This is a genomic window from Bacteroides sp. NSJ-48, assembly GCF_014287405.1.
Taxonomy (GTDB): Bacteria; Bacteroidota; Bacteroidia; order Bacteroidales; family Bacteroidaceae; genus Bacteroides; species Bacteroides stercoris.
On sequence record NZ_JACOOD010000103.1, the window covers coordinates 1 to 1,708 of the forward strand.

Annotated in this window: 2 protein-coding genes and 1 pseudogene; all 3 read left to right on the plus strand. The window is 47.7% G+C overall.

All coding sequences use genetic code 11. The features are described 5' to 3' along the window. Positions 1 to 537 (plus strand): site-specific integrase (locus H8S52_RS19610; RefSeq protein WP_186910405.1); only part of this gene is annotated, 537 nt, incomplete at its 5' end. 12 nt (positions 538 to 549) lie between these two features. Beyond that, positions 550 to 933, plus strand: coding sequence for a hypothetical protein (locus H8S52_RS19615; protein ID WP_007760057.1), 384 nt, complete (start codon positions 550 to 552; stop codon positions 931 to 933). 266 nt (positions 934 to 1,199) lie between these two features. Continuing rightward, a pseudogene (locus tag H8S52_RS19620) lies at positions 1,200 to 1,708 on the plus strand (helicase); the annotation flags it as partial.

Here is a 1,708-nt window from a genome sequence, read left to right on the forward strand (position 1 = left end):
ATCAAAAGAATCATGGCGCACGAGTTTGACAACCCCACCCTCGCATTGGTGCGAGACCTGTTCATTTTCGCCTGCTTCACCGCCTTGTCTTTCGTGGATATGAAAGAACTCACAACGGATGAAATAGTGGAGGTGAACGGTGAGAAATGGATATTGTCGAAACGGCACAAGACAAATGTCCCGTTCCAAGTGAAGTTGCTGGATATTCCCTTGCAGATAATCGAACGGTACAAGTATCTGTCGGAAGACAAGCTGGTTTTCGGGAAAATCAACTATTGGACGATGTGCAAACAGCTGAAAAAGGTAATGGCGGAATGCGGAATAGAGAAGCATATCTCCTACCATTGCGCACGTCATACGTTTGGAACACTGGCTCTTAGCAAGGGGATGCCCATTGAAAGCGTGAGCCGTGTTCTGGGACACACGAACATTGTCACGACTCAAATCTATGCGAAGATAACCACGCAGAAACTTGACAATGACCTGACGATGTTCGGCAACAAGCTGAACGCATCGTTCGGAAGTGTAACCCCATAACCAAGCATAGCCATGAAACGAAGCATCATCACAACGGACGGCAACGGCAACATCACCTTGCCGACCGACATTAGCGCAACCGCCATGAGCGAATGGGAACTTTGCGACCTGTTCGGAGTAACCGCCCCGACATTCCGTGCAGGGCTGAAGGCTCTTTGCAAGAGCGGAGTTTTAAGGGAATACGGGATAAGGCGAAGCATACGGGTATCCGATAATTGCTGTATGGAGGTTTACAACCTTGAAGCGATAGTTACCCTCGCTTTCCATATCGGCACATTCGGAGCGGAACGGGTACGCAATGCCGTTCTTGAAAGACTGTACCTGCGAAAAGAGAAAACAAGCATCTTCTTCTCGCTGAATACCAACGGTATATCCAAATCCGAATACTTCTCGTAGCTGAATGCCTGACATTATTCACTCGGTAAGTCAGTAATTCATTAAGTCAGTACGACAGAACGACAGACGCTCTGATTTTTTCTCCCGAAAAGCGTAATCCGACATTTGCTTTTCGGGAGTTTTTCCGTTTGCACAGCCCCAAGCCATTGAACGTTTTTGTTTCGGGGGCTATTTGTCACCATTCTGCCGTGTTTTGCATAACAACCTATCCGATAATTGATTATATTTTTGCAGCTGGTAATTTTCAAACTTAAAACCATTTGATTATGTCAGCTATCGAACAACAAGACAGCCACAGATCGCCATCGGATGGCGGCATGGCAAAGGAAGAATTTATCCGTGTCGGGACAACGCTCTACAAGATTGTGGAGCAACCGAGACTGAACGGAGGGTATGTGAAGAAACGCATCGCATGGAACAACGAGACCCTGCGACAGGATTACGGCAAGGATTACATCGGCAGCGTTCCCAAGTATGACGGCTTCTGCACCGTACCCGAACACATCGGCTACCGTTCCGTGGTCGGCAAGTTCCTTAACCTTTACGAACCGATAGACCACCGACCGCAGGAGGGCGATTTATCGCATATCCAATCTTTGGTACAGCACATCTTCGGGGAACAATACGAGTTGGGGATGGACTATCTACAACTGCTTTACCTGCAACCGATTCAGAAGTTGCCTATCCTGCTGTTGGTGTCGGAAGAACGCAACACGGGCAAAAGCACCTTCCTGAACTTTCTGAAAGCCCTTTTTCAGAACAATGTGACTTTCAA

Coding starts and splice junctions, on each gene's coding strand:
- H8S52_RS19615 (WP_007760057.1), top strand. CDS start 550: ATGAAACGAAGCATCATCACAACGGACGGCAACGGCAACATCACCTTG.